Below are 15,815 nucleotides of genomic sequence, written 5' to 3'. Positions count from 1 at the left end.
AGGCCGGGGCGCCGGTCGAAGGGCGCGGCACGGGGTCAGGGGCAAACGGCGGCTGTGTGGCAGCGCAAGGCGGCGGGGGCAAGGGCGGATCGTCGCGCGGATGCGCGGGCCTGCTCCCGGCATTGCGCGCAGCGGCGCGAGGCCCCCGCCCCGCCCGCAGCGCCGCCCACCCCTGGCCCCGCCCGGGCGGCGCCTTATCTGCAGGACATGCAACGCCGCCACGCCCTCTCCCTGCTTGTCCTTCCCCTGCTGGCCCTTCCCCTGCTGGCCGCCTGCGCCGGCGGCGAGGATGCCGACCGCCGCATCGGCGGCTACGCCGTCGGCTTCGGCGACCGCATCCACGCCGCGGCACTGCGCGCGCCCTGGGAATTCGGCGACCTGTCGCGCTGGCGGGGGCAGCCCGGCCGCGCCGCCCCGGCGGTGGCCGATCTCGAGATCCTGACCGACGGGCTGGCGCGCGACCCCTACTGGTCGCCCGAGACGCCGCCGGACGTGGTTGTCCTGCTCGGCCAGGCGCGCGCGGCGGTGCGGGCGCGGCTCGGCATCAGCGGTGGCGCCTCCCCCGCGGTGGTGGTGGCGGCGCTGACGCAGGCGGCGGAGATGCTGGAGAGCGGCCGCGCTCTCCTGGCCGCGCCGGCGCTGGAGCGGCCGGGCTTCGGCCTGCCGGGACTCGGGACGCTGGAGCGCCTGTCCACCCTGCCCGCCCTGCGCGAGACCGAAGCGGCCGCCAACGCCGCCGCGGCCGAGATCGGCCGGCGCGCCGGCGGCGACGGCTGAGCCGCCTCCCAACCGGTTTAATTCCGACTGGTTTATTTCCTCCGGCCCGAAGGCGCGGTCTATGCTGCGCCGCAGGAACGATCGCCGGGATCCTGCATGTCGATTCACGTCGCGCTGACGCACCGCACCCGCTACGCCTATGATCGCCCCGTCAGCCTGGGGCCACAGACGATCCGGCTGCGGCCGGCGCCGCATGCCCGGACCCCGATCCTCTCCTACGCGCTGAAGATCGAGCCCAGTCCGCACTTCCTGAACTGGCAGCAGGACCCGCAGGGCAATTTCCTCGCTCGCGTCGTCTTTCCCGAGCCGGTGCGGCATTTCGAGGTGACGGTGGACCTGGTGGCCGACATGGCCACCATCAACCCGTTCGACTTCTTTCTGGAGCCGGAGGCGGAGCAATGGCCCTTCGCCTACGACCCGGTGCTGGAGCAGGAGCTGGCCCCCTTCCGCCGCGCCGAGGCACCCGGCCCGATGCTGCAGGGGCTGCTGGCCGAGGTGCCGCGCGAGCGGCAGAGCACCGTCGGCATGCTGATGCGGCTGAACGGGCTGATCAACCAGCGCGTCTCCTACATCGTGCGCCTGGAGCCGGGCGTCTGGGCGCCGGAGCGGACGCTGGCCGAGGGCCGCGGCTCCTGCCGTGACAGCGCCTGGCTGCTGGTGCAGCTGCTGCGCAACCTGGGCTACGCGGCGCGCTTCGTCTCCGGCTACCTGATCCAGCTGGTGGCCGACCAGAAGCCGCTGGAAGGCCCCGAGGGCCCCACCGAGGACTTCACCGACCTGCACGCCTGGGCCGAGGTCTATCTGCCCGGCGCCGGCTGGGTGGGGCTGGATGCCACCTCCGGCCTGCTGGCCGGCGAGGGCCACATCCCGCTGGCGGCGACGCCGGAGCCGCAATCCGCCGCCCCCATCTCCGGCCTGATGAGCAAGGCCGAGGTGAGCTTCGACTTCGGCATGGGCGTGCGCCGCATCCGCGAGACGCCGCGCGTCACCAGCCCCTACGCGGAAGCGGCCTGGGCCGCCATCCAGGCGGCGGGCGAGGCGGTGGACGCACAGCTCGCCGAGGGTGGCGTGCGGCTGACCATGGGTGGCGAGCCCACCTTCGTCTGCGCCACCGACCAGGAGGCGCCGGAATGGAACACCGCCGCCCTCGGCCCCAGCAAGCGCCGCTACGCCAACCGGCTGCTCAACCGGCTGCTGCCGCTCTGGGCGCCGGGCGCCGCCGTGCAGCACGCCATGGGCAAGCACTACCCGGGCGAGCAGCTGCCGCGCTGGGCGCTGAACGCCTACTGGCGGGCCGATGGCGAGCCGGTCTGGCAGGACCCCGCCCGCCTCGCCGGCGACGACGACACGGATGACGCCACGGCGCAGGACGCGCGGGCCTTCGCGCGCGCCCTGGCCGCCCGTCTGGGCCTGGCCGAGAGCTATGTGCAGCCGGCCCATGAGGACATCCACCACTACCTGTGGCGGGAGAAGCGCCTGCCGGCCAACGTCGTCGCCGAGGATTCGAAGCTGCGCGACCCGCTGGAGCGGGCGCGGCTGGCCAAGGTGTTCGGCCAGGGGCTTTCGGCCGAGGTCGGCTCCGTCCTGCCGCTGCGCCGCCGCGCCGACGGCTCCGGGGAGAACGGGGGCTGGGAGAGCGGACTGTGGCTGTTCCGGCACGACGACCCGATCTTCCTGCTGCCCGGCGACTCGCCGATCGGCTTCCGCCTGCCGCTGGAAAGCCTGCCCTGGGCCGACCCCGCCAGCATCCCCGCGGAGTTCGAGCGCGACCCCTTCGCGCCGCCCGGCCCCTTCCCCTCCGCCCAGGCGCTGCACGACCAGCGCTCCCTGCCCGGCGCGCCGGCGCCGCGCGAGGGCGCGCCCGGCTTCCCGCTGCGCCACCAGCCCCTCCCCGGCCAGGGCCTGCCCTCCGCTGGCACGGCGGGTGGCCCGCTGCCCGGCGCCGCCGCGCTGCGGCAGGCACCGCCGCCGCGCCGGGAAGCCCCCGTGCTCGGGCGGGAGGAGCCGGGGCTGGTGCGCACCGCCCTCACCGTCGAGGCGCGGGAGGGCAAGATCCATGTCTTCTACCCGCCGCTGCACATGGCGGAGGACTGGCTGGCGCTGACCGCCGCCATCGAGGACACCGCCGCCGCGCAGGGGCGCAAGGTGGTGCTGGAAGGCTACGGCCCGCCTTCCGACCCGCGCCTGCTGAGCTTCTCCATCACCCCCGACCCGGGCGTGATCGAGGTGAACATCCACCCCGCCCATTCCTGGGCCGAGCATGTGGCGCGCACCGAGCAGCTCTACGCCCTGGCGCGCGAGGAAGGGCTGGCGGCCGAGAAGTTCATGCTCGATGGCCGGCATGTCGGCACGGGGGGTGGCAACCACGTGGTGATGGGCGGCGCCTCGGTGGAGGAAAGCCCCTTCCTGCGCCGGCCGGACCTGCTGAAGTCGCTGCTCGGCTTCTGGCACAACCACCCGAGCCTCTCCTTCCTGTTCTCCGGCCTGTTCATCGGGCCGACCAGCCAGCACCCGCGCATCGACGAGGCGCGGCAGGATTCGCTGAACGAGCTGGAGATCGCCTTCCAGCAGGTGAAGCCCTTCCAGCCCGCGCCGCCCTGGCTGACCGACCGGCTGTTCCGCAACATCCTGGCGGACATGACGGGCAACACCCACCGCACCGAGTTCTGCATCGACAAGCTCTACTCGCCCGACCATGCCGGCGGCCGGCGCGGCCTGGTGGAGTTCCGCGCCTTCGAGATGCCGCCCAACCCCCGCATGTCGGCGGCGCAGATGCTGCTGATGCGCGCCGCCGTGGCCGCCTTCTGGCGCACGCCCTATGAGCGGCGCCTGGTGCGCTGGGGCAGCCGGCTGCACGACGACTTCATGCTGCCCCACTACGCGGCGCAGGATTTCGCCGATGCCATCGAGGAGCTGAGGAGCCTCGGCGCGCCGCTGGAGACGGCGTGGTTCGACCCGCATTTCGCCTTCCGCTTCCCGCTGGTGGGCGAGGTCTCGCTGCATGGGGTGGGCCTTGAGCTGCGCCACGCGCTGGAGCCCTGGCACGTGCTGGGCGAGGAGAATTTCGGCGGCGGCACCGCCCGCTTCGTGGACAGCAGCACCGAGCGGCTGCAGCTGCGCGCCAGCGGCTTCGCGCCCGAGCGCTTCACCCTGGCGGTGAACGGCCACGCCCTGCCGATGGCCTCCACCGGCCGCGCCGGCGAGTTCGTGGCCGGCGTGCGCTTCAAGGCGTGGTCGCCGCCTTCCGCCCTGCACCCGACCATCCGCGCCCAGGCGCCGCTCACCTTCGACCTGTGGGACAGCTGGACCGGCCGCTCCCTCGGCGGCTTCACCCACCACGTGGTGCATCCGGGCGGGCGCAACTACGAGCGCTTCCCGGTCAACGCCAACGAGGCGGAGGCGCGCCGCCGGGCCCGCTTCTTCCCCTTCGGCCACAGCGTGGGCGCGGGCACGCCGCCGGCGCCGGTGGACTCGCCGGAGCTGCGCCGCACGCTCGACCTGCGCCGCCTCGCATGATACCGGGCGCGGGGTGAACCTTCCCGCACCGCCCCCCGCCGTGCCCCCCGCTGTGCCCGATGAGATGGTCGATGGCCGCGGCCAGGTGCGGCCCCATTGGCGGCGCCTGCTGGCCGCCTTCTCCGACCTGCCGCAGGACTATGCCGGGAACGGCATCGGCGAGGCGGCGCGCCGGCTGGACCGCGCCTTCGAGGATGAGGGCATCACCTCCCTGCTGCCCGGCGCCGCCCAGGCCAGCCGCGCCTGGCGCTGCGACCCGGTGCCGCTGCCGCTGCCGGCGCGCGAGTTCGCCGCGCTGTCCGAGGGGCTGTCGCAGCGGGCGCGCCTGCTGGAGCGGCTGCTGGCCGATTTCTACGGGCCGCAGGCCCTGCTGGCCGAGGGGCTGGTGCCGCCGGCCCTGGTCTTCGCCAACCCCGCCTTCCTGCGCCCCTGCCGCGCCGAGGGGCGCGCCCCCGCCGGCCCGCTGCTGACCACCTACGCCGCCGACCTGCTGCGCGGCCCGGACGGCGCCTGGCGCGTGCTGGCCGACCGCACCAGCCGTGCCGCCGGCATCGGCCACGCGCAGGAGAACCGGCGGATGCTGGCCCGCGTGGTGCCCAACCTGTTCCGCGGCCAGCAGGTGCGCCCGCTGCGCCCCTTCTTCGACCGCTGGCTGGATTCGCTCCAGCGCCTCTCGCCACGCGGCCCGGACAACGCCGCCATCGCCCTGCTGACCCCGGGGGTGCACCACCCGCTCTGGTTCGAGCATGTGCTGCTGGCCGGCGAGCTGTCCTGCGCCCTGGTCGAGCCGGGCGACCTGACGGCGCGCGGCGGCGCCCTGTTCCTCAAGACGCTGAAGGGGCCGCAGCCGGTCGATGTGCTGCTGCGGCGGATGGACGGGCGGCACCTCGACCCGCTGGAGTTCGGCGGCCATGGCGGCGTGCCAGGGCTGATGGACGCGGCGCGCAACGGCACGCTGCGCATTGTCAACGCCCCTGGCTGCGGCATGGTGGAGGCGCCGGCGCTGGCGGCGCTGCTGCCCGCGCTCTGCCGCCGCCTGCTGGGCGAGGCGCTGCTGCTGCCCTCGGCGGAGACGCACTGGCTGGCCGGGCCGGAGGCGCTGGCGATGGTGCTGCGCGACCCCGGCCAGTGGCTGCTGCGCCCCGCCTTCGACGGCGGCGCCGCCGCCCGTCACCCGGCGCGGATGCCGGAGGCGGCGCGCGAGGCGCTGCTGCGCCGCGTGGCCGAGCGCCCGCAGGACTGGGCGGCGACGCGCGACATGCCCCCTTCCGTCGCCCCCTGCGCCGATGGCGAGCGCCTCTCCCCCCGCCCGGTGGTGCTGCGCCTGTTCCTGGCGCAGGACGGGGCGGAATGGCAGGTGATGCCGGGCGGCCTTGCGCGCGTGCCGGGCGATGCCGAGGCGCTGGCCGGCCGCCTGCCGCAGCAGGGCCTGGCCAAGGATGTGTGGGTGCTGGCCGAGGAGGGCGCCGCGATCCTCGGCCCCGCCGCCCTGCCCCGCCAGCCGCTGCCGATCCGCCGCGCCACGGGCGAGCTGCCCTCCCGCGTGGCCGACAACATGTTCTGGCTCGGCCGCTACGTGGAGCGGCTGGAAGGCGCGGCGCGGCTGATGCGCGCGGCGCTGGCGCGGCTGGAGCGCGGCCCGCTGCTGCCGCGCGAATTCGCCGAGCTGACGGCGCTCTCCGCCGCGCTGCGCCATGCCGGGCTGGTGCAGGCCGAGGACATGCCGAGCGGCGCCGCCAGCGGCGCGCTGCAGGCGGCGCTGTGGCGCGCGCTGCGCGAGGGCGGCGCCGTCGGCCGGCAGATGGCCGAGATCGCCCGCCTCGTCGAGGCGGTGCGCGACCGGCTGACGGGCGACATACACACCCTCTTCACCCTGCCGCTGCGTGCCGTGCAGGTGCAGGCGGCGGCGCAGCACCGCGGCCAGCAGGGGCTGGAGGAGGCGCTGGCCGGCGTGCTGCGCTACTCCGCCGGCGTGGCGGGCGCGGCGGCGGAGAACATGGTGCGCGCCGGCGGCTACGCCTTCCTCGACCTCGGCCGGCGGGTGGAGCGCGCCCAGGCCATCGCCGCGCAGCTCGGCTTCGCGCTGGACCAGCCGGCCAGCCGCATCGAGGGCGGGCTGCGGCTGGCGCTGGAGCTGTGCGACAGCGTCATCACCTACCGCAGCCGCTATCTCGGCGTGCTGCAGCCCGCGCCGGCGCTGGACCTGGTGCTGGCCGACCCCGGCAACCCGCGTGGCCTCGCCTTTCAGCTCCACGCCATCCGCCGGCTGCTGACCGACATCGATGGCGGGCCGGAGCACGACCTGCTGCCGCAGGCCGAGGCGCTGCTGGCCACGGTGGAGGACATGCCCCTGGCCGTGCAGGCGGCGCGCGACCCGGCGCTGGCGGCCGTGCAGATCGCCCCGCGCCTCGCCACGCTGGCGGGCGAGGTCGCCACCCTGTCGGACAACATCAGCCGCCGCTACTTCGCGCTGCTGCCGCCCGCGCAGTCGCTGGGGCAGGAGATGGCGGAGGAGCCCTCCGTGCTGTTCTGGGGCGCCGCATGAGCCACCCCCGTATGAGCCGCTGGCGCATCCGCCACGCCACGATCTACCGCTATGCCGAGGCGGTGGACATGGCCAGTCACATGCTGCACCTCTCGCCGCGCCCGCTGCCGCACCAGCAGCTGCGGTGGGAGACGCTGGCCTGCGCGCCGGAGCCGGCGCGCGTCTCCTCCGGCCTCGACCATTTCGGCAACCGCGTCACCTGGCTGTTCCTCGACCGGCCGCATGCCCGCTTCGAGGTGGTGGCGGAGGCGGAGATCGACGTCGCCTTCCCGCCGCCGCCGCCCGCCGCCGCGACCCCGCCCTGGGAGCAGGTGGCGGCCGAGGCGGCGCGCAGCGGCCCGGTGGCGGAATTCACCTTCCCCTCCCCCATGCTGCCCGAGCATGCCGGGGCGCGGGACTATGTGGCGCAGTCCTTCACCCCCGGCCGCCCGGTGCTGGCGGCGCTGCGGGAGGTGACCACGCGCATCTACCGGGACTTCGCCTTCCGCGCCGGCGTCACCGGCATCGCCACCCCGGTCTCGCAGGTGCTGGCGCAGCGTGCGGGCGTCTGCCAGGACTTCACCCACCTGATGCTGTGCGGGCTGCGCGGCCTCGGCCTGCCGGCGCGCTACGTCTCGGGCTATATCCGCACCCTGCCGCCACCGGGCGGCACCAAGCATCTGGGCTCCGACCAGTCGCATGCCTGGGTGGGGGCCTGGCTCGGCCCGGCGCATGGCTGGGTGGACCTCGACCCCACCAACGACCTGGTGGTGCGCGACGAGCATGTGGTGCTGGGCTGGGGCCGGGACTTCCACGACATCTCGCCGCTGCGCGGCATCATCCTGGGCGGCGGCCGGCACAGCCTGGAGGTGGCGGTGGACCTCACCCCCGCCTGAGCGGGGCACGCCACACCGCCTCTTGACCACCCGCACCCTGCAACGGCAACGCCCGCGCCCTATTTCCATCGCGAGGCCGCCCCGCGCCACCGCCCGCCATGGCCTGCGCCGTGCCGGTCAAGAACAGCAGGAGATGTTCCATGGCGGCCGCTCCGCCCAGCCCGTCGGCGTCGCCCGGCACTCTGCTTCCGCCCGGACGCGACACCGCACTGGATGTCTGGCGCGGCCTGGCGCTGATCACGATCTTCATCAACCACGTCTCCGGCAACATCCTGGAGAATGTGACGCACAAGAATTTCGGCTTCTCGGACGCGGCCGACCTGTTCGTGATGTTCGCCGGCTACGCCGCGGCGGCCGCCTATTTCAGCCGCTATGCCATCGGCCAGCGGCTCGCCGTCTCGCTCAAGGTGGCCAGCCGCGCGGTCAGGCTCTACACCACGCACCTGGCGCTGGTGGTGCTGGGGGGCGCGGTGTTCGCGCTCGGCGTCATCCGCACGGGCGATTTCGGCCTGTTCTCCGTCATCGCGCTGGAGCCGCTGATGATGGACCCGGCCGAGGCGCTGGTCTCCGCCGTCACCCTCGCCTACCAGCCCGGCTTCCTGAACATCCTGCCGCTCTACTTCGTGCTGATCGGCATGCTGCCGCTGCTGCTGTTCGTGGCCTCGCGCAGCCTGTCGCTGGCGGTGGTGCTCTCGGCGGCGCTCTACACGGCGGCGGGGCTCACCGGCACCAACCTGCCCGCCTACCCGCTGCCCGGCGGCTGGTTCTTCAATCCGCTCTCCTGGCAGTTCCTGTTCGTCATCGGCTTCGCGCTGGGGGCGCGGCGCAACCGGCTGGGCGCCGCCATGCCCTATCACCGTGGCGCCTGGTGGGCGGCGCTGGCCTATCTGGTGCTGGCGCTGGTGGTGACGCGCGGCCCTGGCCTGCCGCCGGCCGGCTGGATCCCGCTGCTGCCGGATTTCCTGACGGTGCCGGAGAAGCAGTTCCTGTCCGTGCCGCGGCTGCTGCATGTCCTGGCGCTGTGCTACGTGGTGGCGCACTCGCCGCTGCAGGGCTGGGCGCGCGGCCTGCCGTCGCGCCACCCGCTGGCGATGATGGGGCGCCATTCGCTGCCGGTGTTCTGCACCGGGCTCGTGGTCAGCATCACCGGCGTGGCGCTGAAGCAGACGGGCTTCGACGGTCCCGTGTTCGACATCGCCTATGTCACCGCCGGGGTCGCCACCCAGATGCTGGTCGCGGGGCTGCTGAGCCTCACCGAGAAGCGGCGCGGCGGCAGCCCGGCCGGCCTGCCGGCCGCGGTGCAGCCTTCCTGATGCGGGCCGGCCGGAGAATGGCGGCGCTGATCGGCGCCGCGCTGCTGGCGGCGGCCCCCGCCCGGGGCCAGGCGCCGCCGCCGGTCGGCACCGACAACGTCCCCGCCGCCTGCACCGTGCCGGACGAGTTGCGCGACCTCGGCCGCCCCCTGCCGCGCATGGCCGGGCTGCTGCAGGAGAAGCGGCCCATCCGCATCCTGGCCATCGGCTCCTCCACCACGGCGGGGGCGGGGGCCTCCTCCCCCAGCCATGCCTATCCGCCGCGGCTGAAGGCGGCGCTGGAGCGGCTGCTGCCCGGCATCGCGGTGACGGTGCGCAACAACGGCGTGGGTGGCGAGGTGGCCTCCACCACCCTGGCCCGCATGCGCGTCTCGGTGGAGGAGTGGCAGCCGGACGTGGTGCTGTGGCAGCTCGGCACCAACGACGCGCTGCGCGGCATCACCCCCCAGGCCTTCACCCAGGTGCTGCGCGAGGGGGTGGAGCTGGTGCAGCGGCGCGGGCTCGACCTGGTGCTGATCGACCCGCAATCCTTCCCCGGCATCCGCGACGCCGACCGCTACGAGGATTTCGTCGAGGGCATCGCCGCCGTGGCGGCGGAGAAGCGGCTGCCGCTGATGCGGCGCTACACCATCATGCGCTTCTGGCAGGCGCTGCCGCAGCCGGTGCTGATGCTCTCGGCCGACGGCTTCCACATGAACGACCTTGGCTACCAGTGCATGGCCGAGGTGCTGGCGGGCGGCATCGCCCGCCGCGTGACGGCGGCGGACTGAAGGCCCGCCGCCGGCCTCGCCTCAGTTCGAGCCGGCCAGGAAGCGCGCCGCCGCCTCCGCCAGGACCTCGATGCCGAGCGCCAGATCCTCCTCCTTCGTGTCCTCCGCCCAGTGGTGGCTGATGCCGCCGATGGAGGGGACGAACATCATCGCCGCCGGCATCACCTTGGCGATGTACTGCGCGTCGTGCCCGGCGCCGCTCGGCATCACCTGCCAGGCGCCCGGGGCCAGCGCCTCGGCCGCGGCCGAGAGGGCGCGCATCATCCCCTCGTCGCACAGCGCGGGGGTGGCCTTGGCGACGCTGACCAGCGTGGTCTCGCAGCGCTCGCGGCGGTTGCTCTCCTGCACCAGCCTGCGCAGCCCCGCCTCCATCTCGCGCAGCCTGTCCATCGACACGTCGCGGAACTGGAACAGCACGTCGGCCCGGCCGGGGATGATGCTGGGGGCGCCCGGCTCCAGCGTGATGCGCCCCGTGGTCCAGGTGCTGCGCTCGCCGCAGAAGCGCGGGAACTCGGCGTCGATGGCGGCGAGCAGGCGCACCGCCGTGAGCCCCGCATCGCGCCGCTCGGCCATGGTGGTGCCGCCCGCATGGTCCTGCTGCCCCTCCACCAGCAGCCGCCACTGCCAGATGGCGACGATGCCGCTGACGACACCGACCTGAAGCCCGGCCCGCTCGAGCTGCGTGCCCTGCTCGATATGCATCTCGAAGAAGCCCTTGTAGCGGGCCGGGTCGATCCGCAGGCGCGGCAGGCCCTCCAGCCCGGCCGCCTTCAGCGCCGCGCGCAGCGGCGTGCCGTCGGTGCGGTTGCGGCTGCGGTCGATCTCCTCCTCGGAGAGTTCGCCGATGATCGAGCGGCTGCCGAGGAAGCCGCCCTCGAAATGCCCTTCCTCGTCGGCGAAGGCGCAGACATCGACGGGCAGGCCGGCGCGGGCCAGCGCCAGCCCCGCCACCACGCCGAGCGCGCCATCCAGCCAGCCGGCCTCGTTCTGGCTCTCGATATGGCTGCCGACCAGCAGGTGCGGCCCCGCCCCCTTGTGCCGGCCGAAGACATTGCCGATGCCGTCGATCGAGGCCTCCAGCCCCACCTCCTCCATCTGCCGCATCAGCCAGCGGCGGGATTCCATGTCCTGCGGCGAGTAGGTCGGGCGGTGCACGCCGGTCCTGAACGCGCCGATCCGGCGCAGTTCGTGCAGGTCCTGGAGGAAGCGGGCGGAATCGGTCTGGGGCATGGTCTCATCCGGCGAGGTCAGGATTGGGAAGGTCTGGCTGTCGGGCTTTCTCGCAAGAGCCGTGCCGAGCAGCATGGACCGGCCAGCATGGACCAGCGAGCATGGACCGGGAAGCGCGCGCCGGGAACTACCGGCGCCGCCGCCCGAGGATACCGAGGCCGAGCATCAGCCCCAGCGCCAGCACGGCCGAGGCCAGGATGGCACCCAGCGCCCACCAGAAGCCGCCCGCTGCCTCGGTGCCGGGCAGATCCGTGGTGTTCATGCCGAAGATGCCGGCGATGAGGCTGGGCGGCAGCAGCAGGGCGGTCAGGATCGACAGCACCAGCAGGCGCCGGTTGGCCTCACCGGCGACCAGCGAGGCCAGCTCGTCCTGGGCGATGCGGCCACGGTCCTGCAGGCCCTGGGTCACGCGCAGCGCCATGCGGAGCCGGCGTTCCATCAGCGCCGGCGCATGGCCGGCGGCCTCCAGCCAGCCGCCGGGCGCCTCGGCCAGCTCCTCATAGGCCAGGGCCAGCGGCTCGATGCGCCGGTGCAGCAGCAGCGCCGCGCGGCGCAGGCCGGAAAGCTCCGCGCGGCGGTCATCCTCGCCCCGCAGCAGCTCCTCCTCAATCCGGTTCAGTTGCGCCGCGATGCCGGCGCCGCAGCGCCCGACGCCGGCCAGCACCTCGCGCAGGATGCTGTCCCAGCGCGCCGCCGGCTCGGCGCCCGGCATGGCCACGATGCCGCGGTGATGCGTCGCCCGCATCGGATGCCGCCGCGCGGTGATCAGCAGCGCCGGCGTCAGCGCCACGGTCAGCAGCCCCATCCGCTGCGGGTCGGGCTCCGCCCCGTCATCGTGGTGGAAATCCGGCACCGCGCCGGACAGCACGCCCTCGCGGAGTTCCAGGTGCGGCGCCTCGGCCCGCTCCAGCAGCGCCTCCACGGCGAAGGGCGGCAGCGCGCGCGGGGCCTGGGTGGCCAGGGATTGCAGGAAGGGCCGGGCGCGGGTGTCGGTCAGGTCGAGGTGCAGCCACAGGCCGCCCCCCTCGGGGTGCCGCCGCAGCAGCGCATCGACGGCCGCCTCGTCGAGCGGCGCGTCGCTGTCCGGGTGCCATCCCCAGATCAGGCCGTAGCCGCGAGGCGGCCTGATGGCGGGCGCATCGATCATGCGGCGGAATCTCTCCCCGGCCATGCCACGGCGCAGGGAAGCCCAGGCCATGGCGGAAGGCAATCCGCCCATGGCTGGCGGCGCGCCGGCGCGGCAAGAACTTTCCATGTCCGGCCCGCGACGGCGCGCGCCTGGCGGCCTCAGCGCGATTCCAGCGTCAGCCCGCCATCGACCACCACGGTCTGCCCCGTCACCATCGCCGCCCCCGCGAGCAGGAAGCCGATGACCTCGGCCAGGTCCTCCGGCTGGCAGCGGCGCTTGAGCAGCGCCTTGTTGGCCGAGGCCGCGCGGCGCTCCTCCGTCCATTCCACCATCCAGGAGGAATCGACCGCGCCCGGCGCCACCGCGTTCACCCGCACCTCGGGCGCCAGGCCACGCGCCAGATTCTTGGTCAGGCTGACGACGCCGGCCTTGGTGGCGCCATAGGCCATCGAGCTGCCGGGGCTGTCGAGCCCGGCGATGGAGGCGACGTTGACGATGGCCCCGCGCGCCGCCTTCAGCGCCGGCGCCGCCGCCTTGGCGCAGCGGAACACGCCGAGCAGGTTCACCTGCAGCACCGTCTGCCACAGTTCCTCGGTCAGCCGCTCCAGTGCGGAGGGCGGGATCAGGCTGCTGGTGCCGGGGGTGCCGGCGTTGTTCACCAGGAAGTCCAGCCGCCCGCCGAGATCGGCCACCGCCTGCTCCACCATGCGCGGTCCGTCCGCCGCGTCGCCCACATTGCCGGGGGCGGAGAGCACGTCATGGCCGGCGGCGCGCAGCTCGGCCACCACCTGGGCGCCGCGCGGGTCGCCGGCCAGGTGGTTGATGGCGACGCGGCAGCCGCCCTCGGCCAGCAGCTTCACCGTGGCGAGGCCGATGCCGGAGGCGCCCCCCGTCACCAGCGCCGTGCGGCCGGAGAGTTCGTAGCGGATCATGTGGGCTCCTTGCTGGGCGAATGCGCGTATCCGGCCATCGGGCCGATCGCGCGGAAGGCGCGCTTGAGGGCGAGCAGCCGGCGGTCCCGCTCGGCCAGGATGGCGGCGGGATCGTAATCCTCCCCCGGGGGGCCCCAGTCGTAGAGGCCGCGCCCGGCCATGACGCCGGTGCGGCCCTCGGCCAGCGCGGCGTCCAGCGTGGTGCTGTGGCCGCTCGGCGTGGGCGGCGTGTACATGCGGTTGGCCAGCGCCTGGGCGGAGAGCGGCAGGCCGGTGAGATCGCCCTTGGCCATCTGGCCGAGCAGCAGCATCCGCAGCGCGAGGCCGTGGATGATCGCCTCGTCGATCTCCTGCGGCGTGGCGTAGCCCTCGTCCATCAGCCGGTAGCATTCGAGGGAGAGCGCCGACTGCAGCCGGTTGGCGATGTAGCCGGGCAGGAAGCGGCGCATCACCAGCGGCACCTTGCCCATGGCGGCGAGCATGGCGCGCACCTCCTCCAGCAGCGCCTCCGGGCATTCCGGGCTGCCGACGAGATCGACGAGGTCGACGAGATAGGGCGGCGTGTACCAGTGCATGATGATGGCGCGCTTCAGGCGGCGGGCCGGCATCAGCGGGAAGACGTCGAGATAGGAGGTGTTGCTGGCGAGGATGGCCTCCTCCGGCATCAGCCGGTCCAGCTCGGCGTAGAGGGCGCGCTTCGGATCGGGCTTCTCGATGATGGCCTCGATCACCAGCCCCGCCTCGGCCACCGTGGCGGCGAGACCCTCGTGTAGCGTGACGCGGGCGCGCAGATCCTCCGCCGAGAGGCCGCCCGCCTCGCCGGCGGCCTCCAGCGTGGCGCGGGCCTTCTCCATCAGCCCAGGCGCACGGGCCAGCGCCTCGGCGCTGGTGTCGGTCAGCGTCACGCGGTGGCCGCCGATAGCGAAGACCAGCGCCAGCGCATGGCCCATCAGCCCGGCGCCGATGATGGCGATGTTCATGGGGTTCAGCCTTCCGGGGTCCAGGGCTCGGGCGCGCGGTGGTCGATGCCGGTCATCACCTCCACCACCACCGTCTCGTCCGATGCCATCGCCTCGCGCAGGGCGGGGCCGATCTGCTCCGGCCGCTCGACGCGGATGCCGCGCAGGCCGAAGCCGGCGGCGAGCGCGCAGAAATCGGTGTGCGCGCCGAAGCGCAGCAGCGTGCCCGCCACCTCAGGCCGGTTGCCGGCGGCGCGCACCAGGTTGGGCCAGCCCTGGCCGAAGCCCTGGTTGTTGTTCACCACCAGCGTCACCGCGATGCCGCGGCGCTTGGCCGTCTCCAGCTCGGTGAGGTGGTAGTAGAGCGCGCCGTCGCCGCTGTAGCAGACCACCTTGCGCGCGCCCGCCGCGCATTTGGCGCCGAGCGCGGCCGGGAAGGCCCAGCCCAGCGAGCCGGCGGCGCGGAGATATTGCTGCCCCGTGCCGTTGAACTCGATGAGCGTGCCGGTCCAGATGCCGGAATAGCCGGTATCGGCCACCAGGATGCCATCCTCCGGCAGGGCGGCGGAGATCTCGGCACAGAGCCGGGCGGGGTCGATCGGCGTCTCGTCGCTGGCCAGGCGCGGCGCCATCTCCTGCCGCCACGCCGCCACCAGGGCGGCGGCCTCGTCGAGGAAGGCGCTGTTGCGCTCCGGCGTGCCGAGCACCTCCAGCAGCGCCTCCAGCGTCGCGCGCGGGTCGCCGCAGACGGAGATCTCCGCCGGGCAGCGGTCCAGCTCCAGCGGGTCGGCGTCGATCTGCACGATGGGCGTGCCGGGCGCGGGCACGCGCCAGGCATGGGTCACCTGGTCGCCGCCGTCGCTTCCCACCATCAGCACCAGCCCGGCGCCATGCACCACCTTGTTGGCCGGCGGCGCCGAATAGCTGCCGACGACGCCGACATGCAGCCGGTGCCGCGTCGGCACCAGCCCGCGCGCGCCGAGGCTGGTGGCGACCGGCGCCTGGAGGCGCGTGGCCAGCTCCAGCAGCTCCGCCCCGCAGCCGGAGAGCGCCGCGCCGTCGCCGGCGACGATGGCGATTCGCGGCTCCTCCAGCAGGCGGCGGGCGAGGCGCGCCACGTCGCCCGCATCGGCCACGGGGCGGTGGCGCGGCGCGGTCCAGGCGGAAAGGTCGGCCGCCTCGGCGCCGGTGTCGCCCTGCTCGACGATCTCGGCCATCAGCCCGTTCAGGTCGAGATGCACCGGGCGCGGCGGCGCGGCGGTGGCGGCGGCCCAGCCCTGGCGGAACAGGCGCGGCAGGTCGGAGGCCGCCTCCACCGCCATGCCCGCCTTGGTGACGGGGGCGAAGAGCGGCGCGTGCGCCACCTCCTGGTAGGCGTTGCGGTGCTGCGCGTGGGGCGGCTTGCGGCCGGTCAGCGCCAGCATCGGCACGCGGCCGAGCCAGGCATCCTGCAGCGCCGCCGCCAGGTTGGCCGCGCCCACCGACTGCGCGGCGACGATGCCGGGCCGGCCCGAGACGCGGGCATAGCCATCGGCCATGTAGGCGGCGCCCTTTTCCGAGTGCGCCAGCACCGGCTGCACCCCTTGTTCCTCCAGCGCCATCAGCGTCGGCCGCAGCACGGCGTCGATGAAGAAGACATGGCTCTGGCCGGAGCGCGCGATGCTGCGCGCCAGCCACTCCCACCCTTTCAGGCTCATGGCGTCGTTTCTTCCCGTTTCCTCATGGGCGGTCAGCCTGCCCCCGGGTGGCGGCGCCGGCAACCCCTCCGG

At 74.2% G+C, this 15,815-nt stretch carries 11 protein-coding genes; 6 read left to right on the top strand and 5 right to left on the bottom strand.

The features are described 5' to 3' along the window. Positions 1-207: 207 nt before the first annotated feature. From CR165_RS00475 to CR165_RS00450, 6 genes are all read left to right on the top strand, one after another. Complete coding sequence (locus CR165_RS00475; RefSeq protein WP_109515001.1) at positions 208-777, top strand: hypothetical protein; 570 nt, start codon at positions 208-210, stop codon at positions 775-777. Between the two features lie 96 nt (positions 778-873). Further along, positions 874-4,293: a transglutaminase family protein gene (locus tag CR165_RS00470; RefSeq protein ID WP_109515000.1), complete on the top strand. Its 3,420-nt coding sequence runs from the start codon at positions 874-876 to the stop codon at positions 4,291-4,293. 13 nt (positions 4,294-4,306) lie between these two features. Next, positions 4,307-6,838 (top strand): circularly permuted type 2 ATP-grasp protein, encoded by a 2,532-nt coding sequence (locus CR165_RS00465; protein WP_146201803.1) that lies wholly within the window; start codon positions 4,307-4,309, stop codon positions 6,836-6,838. After that, on the top strand, positions 6,835-7,713 hold the full coding sequence (locus CR165_RS00460) for a transglutaminase family protein (RefSeq protein ID WP_245906027.1): 879 nt from the start codon (positions 6,835-6,837) through the stop codon (positions 7,711-7,713). The genes CR165_RS00465 and CR165_RS00460 overlap by 4 nt, the downstream gene beginning before the upstream one ends. Positions 7,714-7,853: 140 nt before the next feature. After that, complete coding sequence (locus tag CR165_RS00455; protein ID WP_109514997.1) at positions 7,854-9,026, top strand: OpgC family protein; 1,173 nt, start codon at positions 7,854-7,856, stop codon at positions 9,024-9,026. A 17-nt stretch (positions 9,027-9,043) separates the two neighbouring features. After that, positions 9,044-9,796, top strand: coding sequence for an SGNH/GDSL hydrolase family protein (locus tag CR165_RS00450; RefSeq protein WP_181377952.1), 753 nt, complete (start codon positions 9,044-9,046; stop codon positions 9,794-9,796). A 21-nt stretch (positions 9,797-9,817) separates the two neighbouring features. On the opposite strand, the gene CR165_RS00445 is transcribed toward CR165_RS00450, so the two are convergent. The 5 genes from CR165_RS00445 to CR165_RS00425 form a co-directional block, all read right to left on the bottom strand. Continuing rightward, positions 9,818-11,026, bottom strand: coding sequence for a Zn-dependent hydrolase (locus CR165_RS00445; protein WP_109515446.1), 1,209 nt, complete (start codon positions 11,024-11,026; stop codon positions 9,818-9,820). Between the two features lie 127 nt (positions 11,027-11,153). Then, positions 11,154-12,173, bottom strand: a complete 1,020-nt coding sequence (locus CR165_RS00440) for a CorA family divalent cation transporter (RefSeq protein ID WP_181377951.1) — start codon at positions 12,171-12,173, stop codon at positions 11,154-11,156. A 140-nt stretch (positions 12,174-12,313) separates the two neighbouring features. Continuing rightward, positions 12,314-13,087, bottom strand: a complete 774-nt coding sequence (locus CR165_RS00435; protein WP_109514994.1) for an SDR family NAD(P)-dependent oxidoreductase — start codon at positions 13,085-13,087, stop codon at positions 12,314-12,316. Next, complete coding sequence (locus CR165_RS00430; RefSeq protein WP_109514993.1) at positions 13,084-14,067, bottom strand: 3-hydroxyacyl-CoA dehydrogenase family protein; 984 nt, start codon at positions 14,065-14,067, stop codon at positions 13,084-13,086. The genes CR165_RS00435 and CR165_RS00430 overlap by 4 nt, the downstream gene beginning before the upstream one ends. Before the next feature lie 5 nt (positions 14,068-14,072). Beyond that, positions 14,073-15,743: a thiamine pyrophosphate-binding protein gene (locus CR165_RS00425; RefSeq protein WP_181377950.1), complete on the bottom strand. Its 1,671-nt coding sequence runs from the start codon at positions 15,741-15,743 to the stop codon at positions 14,073-14,075. Positions 15,744-15,815: the final 72 nt, after the last annotated feature.

It is taken from the genome of Teichococcus aestuarii, assembly GCF_003116135.1.
GTDB classification, from domain to species: Bacteria; Pseudomonadota; Alphaproteobacteria; order Acetobacterales; family Acetobacteraceae; genus Pseudoroseomonas; species Pseudoroseomonas aestuarii.
Note: the sequence above shows the minus strand (reverse complement) of the source record. Positions and strands in the feature narration are given on the sequence as shown.

Bases quoted from the DNA above. Each gene is read 5' to 3' on its own strand.
- CR165_RS00440 (WP_181377951.1), bottom strand. From the start codon at position 12,173: ATGATCGATGCGCCCGCCATCAGGCCGCCTCGCGGCTACGGCCTGATC.
- CR165_RS00425 (WP_181377950.1), bottom strand. From the start codon at position 15,743: ATGAGCCTGAAAGGGTGGGAGTGGCTGGCGCGCAGCATCGCGCGCTCC.
- CR165_RS00470 (WP_109515000.1), top strand. From the start codon at position 874: ATGTCGATTCACGTCGCGCTGACGCACCGCACCCGCTACGCCTATGAT.
- CR165_RS00430 (WP_109514993.1), bottom strand. From the start codon at position 14,067: ATGAACATCGCCATCATCGGCGCCGGGCTGATGGGCCATGCGCTGGCG.
- CR165_RS00475 (WP_109515001.1), top strand. From the start codon at position 208: ATGCAACGCCGCCACGCCCTCTCCCTGCTTGTCCTTCCCCTGCTGGCC.
- CR165_RS00455 (WP_109514997.1), top strand. From the start codon at position 7,854: ATGGCGGCCGCTCCGCCCAGCCCGTCGGCGTCGCCCGGCACTCTGCTT.
- CR165_RS00460 (WP_245906027.1), top strand. From the start codon at position 6,835: ATGAGCCACCCCCGTATGAGCCGCTGGCGCATCCGCCACGCCACGATC.
- CR165_RS00445 (WP_109515446.1), bottom strand. From the start codon at position 11,026: ATGCCCCAGACCGATTCCGCCCGCTTCCTCCAGGACCTGCACGAACTG.
- CR165_RS00450 (WP_181377952.1), top strand. From the start codon at position 9,044: ATGGCGGCGCTGATCGGCGCCGCGCTGCTGGCGGCGGCCCCCGCCCGG.
- CR165_RS00435 (WP_109514994.1), bottom strand. From the start codon at position 13,087: ATGATCCGCTACGAACTCTCCGGCCGCACGGCGCTGGTGACGGGGGGC.